Genomic DNA, 8,537 nt, shown 5'->3' with positions numbered 1-8,537 from the left:
CGGTACAAGCGAAAATGCCCTTCGTATCCAAATTTGGACAGCCCTTATCGCCTTGCTTTTACTGAAGTACCTCCATCATCTGTCGAAATTCGGGTGGTCAATGTCAAACCTGGCAACCATGTTGCGCCTGAATCTCTTCACTTATAGGGACCTGGTTGATTGGCTACATGATCCTTTCGGCCATCCACCAGATATTCCAGGGGTGCAACTTCGACTGCCAGGATTTGGACAGCCGACAAGGATAGCAAAATGAAAAAGAGCAACCTGGTTTTGAAAATGCGGGTTTTGCACTCTGTGATCCCCGTAAAATCAACGAACAGTTTTCAACTCTGTCCTGTTTTGGACAGCAATGTTTAAATGTATTTAGATTTGTGAATTTTTTACACAAAATTTTTATCTAAAAAACAAACACTGCTAAACAATTAATTGCTTAAAATATTTAATTGACGCTATTTTCGACATAGAACAAAAGCGCATTTAACACAAAATAAAAGTTTATTTACTACAAAATCAAACTAGGTTTTCCAAAAACACTTTTAAATTTCTCTTTTTGTTGGTAATTTTTAATTTTTTTCTAATACTATAACGAAAGTTTGAAACAGTATATGGAGAAACAACCATAATATCAGCTATCTCTTTTGTGCTTTTACCTTGCCTTATTAAGTCAACAGTTTTAACTTCAGAAGGAGTTAACTTTTCATATACCGCATGCAGCGGGCTCTCGATCGGAGCAACAAGGTCGTCTATGTTACGATTAATAATGTTTAAATATTCTAAGCATTTTTCTTCTTTAATATTGAAATGAAGCAAATCTAAATATGGACCAATGTACTCTTTGATATTTTCAACCATACTAATTTCTATTGATTTTTTTTCTAAATTTCGCTGATCAAGCATGTTTTTTAGTGCTTTATTTAGTTCTAGCAATGATTCATTTTTTTTTAGCAATTGCTTTTCTTTATTTAACAGTTCCTTGTTTGCAAGGGAAAGCTCCTCGGTTCTTTTTTTAACTGTTTCTTCTGTATTTTGGTTGATGAATTTTAGTTGCTTCTCAGCTTTTAATCTTTGTTGAATTTCTATATTCAACAATTCGTTTTTATCCTTTAACTGGCGCAAGGTGTTTCGAAGCGAAATATGTAGGTTCACCCTAGCAATAATTTCCTTATCATTAAATGGTTTACATATAAAATCTGATGCACCTATAGAAAAGCCTTTTATTTTGCTATCATAATCAGTTAATCCGCTAACAAATATCACAGGTATATCGCAAAATTCCTTATTTGATTTTATTGTCTTGCATAGCTTGAATCCATCAATACAAGGCATCTTTATATCTAAAAGAATTATATCAGGTGTTTTGCTTTCAATACTTGATATTGCCAACTCTGCATTAAGTATAGGTCGTACGTTGTATTCTTTGAAATTCTTTAACACATTGACTAAATAGCTTAAGTTATCTTTGTTGTCGTCAATAATCATCACATCAAACGAACTATTGTGAATCTTTAAATTATGCATTTTGTCACTCATAGTCATTTTCATCATTAGCTGTTTTGGGATAATTAAATAAATTACCAATACAGTATATTATACAAAGATATAGTGTTAGCATTAAAAATTATAGACATCATAACTCATCACAGCTTTAAGTGAGTGTAACGTAGTATATTTTATATCTTGTTTTTTTGTAAAGATAATTTTTTTACTGCTTTGTCTGAAAAAAAACGTAACCATATGATATTTCAAACTAAAAATCGACATTCAACTACATATCGTAGTTATTTAATAGTTAATTTGATATTAACAACAATGTCTTGAACAAATATCACAACCAAAGAATAAGATAATACTTAAACGCTAAATAAGCATATTTGAACAGAAAAGTTAAACACAACACATCTAACAGATATAAAAATATTTTCTTATTTTTACAGGTCTTTTTCCTAAATATTAGTTACATTCTTTAAACAAATACAACTTAATTTTAAATTGTTCTGTTTAAATAATTTTTATAATATTTTTTTGTATGATCACAGTACCTTTGGGCGCATGACAAGAACAGCAACTTCATTAAGAAATACGATTTCAAACATATATAGATTTTTTAAAAGTTCTAAAACTAAGAGTTCTTATGCTAAAAATTAAAACCACTTAACGAGGTTTTAATTTTAGATTTTTTTTAAGTAAACTCTCGGAGATAAGTGTCGCAATTTATTTTTGATGATAGTTTTCAACATCCCCTTTTTAGTGCCAACAACTACTAGAAGAAAAGGTCATTTCTACTCGAGGTTTTCATCCTAGTGCGGGAGCCCCGCCGGAGGCATCCTCCCGCGATCGCAATCTATCAGTCTGACACTCCGAGGTAAAGTTGTCAAGGCTGCGAGCATAGCGAGAACCCCTAGAGACCGGTCTTGATAACTTCCCTTGGGAGTGCTATTGGGTCGTATATTCACCCTTGCTGTATTCTCTTGGTGTAAGATTCCCCAAAGAGGAGTGTGGGCGTTCCTCATTGTATTCCTCAAGCCACTTTTCGGTCATATCTCTAACCTCACTCAATGTGTGAAATACGTAATAGGCCAAAACCTCCGAACGAAACGTTCCATTAAAGCGCTCAATGAAAAAATTCTGAGTTGGTTGTCCTTTTTCAATGAATTCAAGATGAATATCGTGATTCTCTGCCAATTCAACTAAGGCAACCGAGATAAATTAAGGACCGGCGTCCTCCCTAATTTGTTTGGGAACCAACTCCACATTGCCATCCTGTCAAGAACCCTGATTATAGGTCTGGCCGGGAGACTCAAATCAACTTCAATGGCTCAAGCCTCCCGATTGAAATCATCCACCACGTTGGGTGTGCGAAACTTGCGCCAATCCCACAAGCTGTCACTCATAAAGTCCATTGACCAGCTTTTATTCATGGCGGCAGGAACGCTTAGTGGTTGAGGATTACGGGATGGTAGGCGCTGCTTGCCCTTGCGGCGGATGTTAATCCCATTTTGCAATACACTCTGGTAACCCGTTTATGGGTCCAGCTGAATCCTTCACGCCTCAACACGGTAAATAGCTTCGGGAAACCGTTTCGAGGGTATCTTTCGACGAGTTCTCTGAATTTTTCTATGCACCCCCTGGTCCCGGTTACGATCAGGGCAGTACTGATAAACACTGCGCCTGAAATCCAGCGGCCTGCAGCAAGCACGGATGCTCAACTAAAATGCCTCAACGGCCATAATCAACCAACAGTCGTTTCCCTGCAGCCTTTAAAGCTTTTTTTCAATGATATCTTTCAGAATCTGATGTTCAAGGCTAAAGTTGGCGTAAATATTCTTAAGTTTCTTATTCTCAGTTTCGATGTCCTTCAACTTCTTTATATCTGAAGCTTCCATGCCGCCGTATTTGGCCTTCCAGTTGTAAAACGTGGCTTGGCTTAGGTCGCGCACTCACGGCCTACATCTACCATTGTCCTACCGCCCTCAACCTGGTTGAGGACCTTAATAATTTGATGTTCGGCAAATCGTTTCTTACACATACTTGCACCTGATTGTTGATCTGGGCAGTATGTCTGAATTTTCTAATCCTTGCTGGTATTAATTTATGAGATAATCACAATTCAACAATACAACATTTTTAATGTATTTACACATCAACAGAATAACATAAGGAATTCATGAAACATTAAACCGTAATAATAAATCTATTATTTTTTATTTATTGAGCAATAGATTTAAAAACATAACCAATAATTTATTAGAAAACCAAAAACCCTTACGTTTAGCATCAATATCTTAGGCACCTATGTTTGCCAAAATAAATCGCTTAAATAACAGATACTTACGACTGAGTCCGATTAATGCTTATTCGACTACAACTAAATTGAATAGTTAATCAATAGTAAATCCTAGGTCCTTGACTGCTAGATTAACATAAGGTTAATTGTTTATAGAGTTCAACAAAAATTAAAACTATATTTTCTTTGATGTTTGTTGAATACATAAGCTAATAAAAAAAATTGTCCGGAATAATAAAGGAGGTGATGCTTAACTTTTTCTCTATGAGTGTTAGTTTAATCATTGCAGGATGGAATCGTAATATTAATACTTCAAATTTAACATTAACCAAAATGGTCTAGCAACAAAGAATCATCATAAATGAAAATTTATTGATGAGAATTCTCTAGAATGAAAACTTGAAGAAGGAGAAAAAAATGTTAAAAGTTGGTGTCGATGTAGGAGGAACTTTTACTGATACTTACGCCACTAATGGAGACCAGGTTTTTGTCGGAAAAAGCTTGACGACTCCTGATAATTTAGCGAACGGTGTAATAAATGCGATTGAAAAATCAGGCGTAGAAATAAAAGATATTGATGTATTAGTACATGGGAGCACAATTGCTACAAATGCACTAATTACAAAAAATTATTACGGATGGTGGCCCAAAACTCTTTTCATTACGACTGAAGGTTTTAGGGATGCGCTTGAGATAAGGAGAGGGAGAAATCAACTTTATGGTGAGATTGACATGTATGGTCAGACACCTGAAGTTTTAATCGAAAGAAAAAACAGGTATACAATAAGAGAAAAAGTAGATGCTGATGGTACTTTAGTTGAAGCAGTAAGTTATGATGAAGTTGAAAAATTAATTGAGATCGTCAAAGTAGAAAAGCCAGATAGTATAGCAATAGTTTTTATCAATAGTTATTTAAATGCAGACAATGAAATATTTGTTAAAAAAGTTTTAAATGAAGCTTTTCCTGGTTTACCTGTTATTGCTTCAGTGGACGTCGCTCCGAAGTTTAGGGAACTTGGACGAATGGTTACTGTATCAGTAAGAGCCCTACTATCTCCAATAATCACTGATTATATGGATAAGTTTGAAAATTCTTTCGCCGCAAAAGATTTTAAAGGAGAAGTAGCAATTATCAAAGGCGATGGTGGTACTTGTAATATTGATTACATAAAAAGATGTCCTGAGATGCTTATTGGTTCTGGTCCTGCTGCTGGAGTAGTAGCTGGTGAACTTATTGGAGCAGAATTAGGATATTCTAATATTTTGACTCAAGATACTGGTGGAACCAGTTATGACGTTTGCGTTATCGAGAATGGTAGTCATTTAAGGACGATGGATTACGAAATTGATCTTGACATGCCGCTCATTGTTCCAATGACTGATGTGAGGTCAATAGGAACTGGAGGTGGAAGTATAATTTGGCTAGATGAAGGTGGAGGATTAAGAGTCGGACCACAAAGTGCTGGGGCAAAACCAGGCCCTATATGCTACGGAATGGGCGGTATTAGTCCAACAGTTACGGATGCAAATCTATTGTTAGGTCGTGTAGATAGTACACTCGGTGGCAAAATGGATCTAGACATTAATAAGGTAAAAGAAATTTTCAAAAAAGAAATATCGGATCCATTAGGAAGAGATATATATGAAGTTGCTGAAGGCGCTATAAATATTGCATGCGTCAATATGGCAAGAGCTAACTCTTTAATTACAACTTCCAGAGGGAGAGATCCGAGAAGTTATTTACCAGTTCTATTTGGTGGCGCTGGAGGTATGCACGCATGTAAGATTTCGGAGGAGTTAGGAGTAAAAAAAGCATTAATTATTCCTAATTCCGGAGTTGCCTCTGCCATGGGAGCAACTATGATGCCATCTAGCACTTATTCTGAAATGACCTTATATACTGAATTAGCAAATCCAGATATCGATAGGTTGAACAACGAACTTAATAGATTAAAAAATAATGTTGTAGATGACTTGGTTAATCTTGGTGTTGAAAAACAAAATATCATAACTCACAATGAATTTCATATGAGATATGTCGGTCAAAATTATGAAATAATGATTAAAGACAATAACACTAAATATGACAAATTCATTCTGAATGAGTTGAAAGATAAATTCAATGAAGCTCATTTAAAAGAAAGAGGGATTAATGAACCTAAATTTGCTGTTGCCATTGTTGATATTCGAGTAATGGGTGCCAGCAAACAAGAAAAAATATCATTAATCGAATATCCAATTGCACAAACAAACGAGAAGGATGCCATTAAAAATCATAGATCTGTTTATTTTAATGGTCATTTTATAAATACACCTATTTTCGATATGAATATGTTAACTAATGGACATTCTATTAAAGGTCCAGCAGTAATTGAAATGGACAATAGTTGCTTGGTCGTTAGTGAAAAATGGACAGCAAATTTTGACCAATACAAGAACATTATTTTAGAGGAGGTGTAATTATGAAAAATGAATATAAAGTCTCTCTAGATCCAGTCACTTTTGAAGTTATTAGAGGAGGGTTCAAATATATACCTCGAAGAATGTTTGAGAGTTTTCAAAAGATGTCATTTACAACTATTATTTATGAAATTGCTGACTTTTCTGTCTCAATATACGACAAAGATGTTAATTTAATAGGACAAAATGCCGGTTGCCCTATTCATCTTGGAGCAATGAGTTTTAGTACTCGGGAATGCGTAAATAGATTTCCTGATATGTCTGAGGGTGATGCTGTTGTTTTAAATGACCCCTACGCTGGCGGCACTCATACACCTGATATTACAGTTGTAACTCCTATGTATTACGAAGGTAAACATGCTGGATATGCATGCGCAAGAGGACATTGGATCGACGTTGGAGGTGGGGGTACAGGTAGTCAAGCTTGGGGAACTCATATTGCTTCTGAGGGATTTAGAATTTTTCCTACTAAACTAATGGAAAAAGGTAAATTGAATGAATATCTGGTTAAATTAATGCAAAATCAAGTTAGAATGCCAGATAGAGTGGAAGGTGATTTTATGGCACAAATTGGGTGTTGTAGAATTGCTGAAAGAGAAATGAAAGGATTAATAGATAGGCTTGGCTTTGATACAGTTGTAAATAAAGGTGCTAAAGAAGTCGTCAAATATACGGAGTCAATATTTAGAGAAAAAATCAGAAAAATGCCTGATGGAGTATATGAAGGTATAGATTATACGGAATCGGATGGAATTACAGGCAAAACTCTTGAGGTTAAAATTAAATTAACCGTCAAAGGTGACCAAATTGGTATAGATTTTACTGGCACAAGTCCTCTTGCAGAAGGTGCTATTAATTCCCCGCTTGCGAACACTCATGGAGCTGTACTCTATTCTCTTTGCGGAATGTTAGCTCCTGAATTGCCTATCAATGAAGGGCTGTACAAGGCTTTTGATATCCATGTTCCTGAGGGATGTTTTCTTAATGCAAAATGGCCGTATCCAACTATAGGTTCTACTACACATACCGCAACAAAAATAGCAACTGCAGTATGGATGGCACTCAACAAAGCAGTTCCTCCAGAAAAAGCGATTGGTTCTACTTATGGAGAATGTAACTGGTACATAGCTTCAATTAACGACCCTAAGACCGGAGCACCAAACCTCATATCAGATTTACCATCAGGGGGCTGGGGGGCATGCAGCAGTCATGATGGTATGAATGCATGTAATGATCCGCATATTGTTAGCGCTTTGTTGATGTCCGCCGAGGTTGCAGAACAATGTCATCCAGTACACTGGTTGCAATATGAAATGAGGCCTGACTCAGGAGGGCCTGGAAAGTATCGAGGCGGGGTAGGGATGGTTTTTAAATTTAAACCAAAAGATGACATGTTGCTCAGTATGGAAACATCCAGAACTAAAATAGGTGCACCAGGAACACAAGGAGGGGGGCGAGGTTCTGTACAATATGTGCTAAAGGAATCTCGATCCGGTTCTTATAAAACAATAATGGGTAGGGAATTGGATAGCAATATTGAAGATTTGAGCGGTTGGCAAATGAGCCTAAGATCTGATGTGAAATTTGAAAAAGGATCCAGTTTTGTTTTGTTGACAGGTGGCGGAGGAGGTTATGGTAACCCTCTCGAAAGAGATATTGCATTGGTCCAGAAGGATGTAATACAAGGCTATGTATCATTAGAAGGTGCAAAAAATGATTATGGCGTAGTGATAGAAGAACAGACTTTAGAGGTAGACGAAGAAAGCACAACAATTCTTCGAAAGAAGTTATCTGAAGACTCTAGCTTCAAAGAGTATATTCAAGGACCTAGAACCGATTATATTTCACTAGAACATTTGATTAAAAATCGGCCTGATAAAGTGATGGCTTAAAATCATAAATAAATTGATAGTGATTTCAGACCATTCTATTAATCTTACATCAGACAGGGCAAATGCGTATTATTTTTTTAAAATTTCATTTAATACGAAATTTCAGGCTGCTGCAACAATACGTTCGTCAACTACCCTTCTGATTATTTAAGACAGAGATTATATAATTTTTGGAATATAAAATAGAACTAGTAGTACATTTATGTTTCTTTTTTATAAACACTAACACTCTCTAAAGAATTAATTTGAATTCACTATCATTTTTTTTGCCGTAGAAATGAGATGTAATATTTTTCATAAATCAATTTCATTGCTGTCCAAAACAGGACAGAGTTGAAAACTGTTCGTTGATTTTACGGGGATCACAGAGTGCAAAACCCGCATTTTCAAAACCAGGTTGC

General features: G+C 35.7%; 3 protein-coding genes and 2 pseudogenes. 3 read left to right on the top strand and 2 right to left on the bottom strand.

The annotated features are described in order from the left end of the window. Nucleotides 1-253, top strand: a pseudogene (locus BLQ17_RS23020) (IS4 family transposase); the annotation flags it as partial. 257 nt (nucleotides 254-510) lie between these two features. On the opposite strand, the gene BLQ17_RS21085 reads toward BLQ17_RS23020, so the two are convergent. After that, nucleotides 511-1,530, bottom strand: coding sequence for a response regulator (locus BLQ17_RS21085; protein WP_176761379.1), 1,020 nt, complete (start codon nucleotides 1,528-1,530; stop codon nucleotides 511-513). A 903-nt stretch (nucleotides 1,531-2,433) separates the two neighbouring features. Beyond that, nucleotides 2,434-3,526, bottom strand: a pseudogene (locus BLQ17_RS21080) (IS3 family transposase). Nucleotides 3,527-4,201: 675 nt separating this feature from the next. Between BLQ17_RS21080 and BLQ17_RS21075 the strand changes: the two are divergent. After that, entirely contained in the window at nucleotides 4,202-6,244 is a 2,043-nt protein-coding gene (locus BLQ17_RS21075) for a hydantoinase/oxoprolinase family protein (protein ID WP_092226151.1), read from the top strand. Between the two features lie 2 nt (nucleotides 6,245-6,246). After that, nucleotides 6,247-8,136 carry a hydantoinase B/oxoprolinase family protein gene (locus BLQ17_RS21070; protein ID WP_092226149.1) on the top strand — a complete coding sequence of 630 codons (1,890 nt, stop codon included), beginning with the start codon at nucleotides 6,247-6,249 and terminating at the stop codon, nucleotides 8,134-8,136. Nucleotides 8,137-8,537 lie beyond the last annotated feature (401 nt).

This window comes from Desulforhopalus singaporensis (genome assembly GCF_900104445.1).
Taxonomy (GTDB): Bacteria; Desulfobacterota; Desulfobulbia; order Desulfobulbales; family Desulfocapsaceae; genus Desulforhopalus_A; species Desulforhopalus_A singaporensis.
The sequence above is the reverse complement of the archived record's forward strand: the minus strand, read 5'-3'. Positions and strand labels throughout refer to the sequence as shown.